The organism is Arthrobacter sp. Dra40, assembly GCF_059091905.1.
This window is the reverse complement of sequence record NZ_JBNHHB010000609.1, coordinates 1-248: the sequence shown is the minus strand read 5'-3', so window position 1 is coordinate 248 and position 248 is coordinate 1. Positions and strand designations below refer to the sequence as shown.

At 67.7% G+C, this 248-nt stretch carries 1 protein-coding gene; it reads right to left on the bottom strand.

Translation table 11 applies throughout. The annotated features are described in order from the left end of the window. Window positions 1-215, bottom strand: a 215-nt coding sequence (locus AC5RWT_RS38225; RefSeq protein WP_494084736.1) for a hypothetical protein, incomplete at its 3' end; no start/stop codon positions are given. Window positions 216-248 lie beyond the last annotated feature (33 nt).

Sequence of the window (248 nt, the reverse complement as noted above, 5' to 3'; positions counted from 1 at the left end):
TTGGCCTGCTCCGCGGCGATCGCGTCCTTGGCGTCCTCCCGTGCGGTGATCTGGTCCACCAACTCGGCCGCCGGCGCCGCAAGATCGACCGGCGGCAGCGGGATCGCAAACTCATTGACTGCAGGCAGACCGCCGCCGGTAGCAGGGGCCGCGGAGGACTGCTCCGCGGCAGCCAAAGCTGCGGCGGGAGGTTCAGCTGGTGCCGGATCAAACATGAGTGCGTCTCAATCTTCAGCATGCCCACAGGG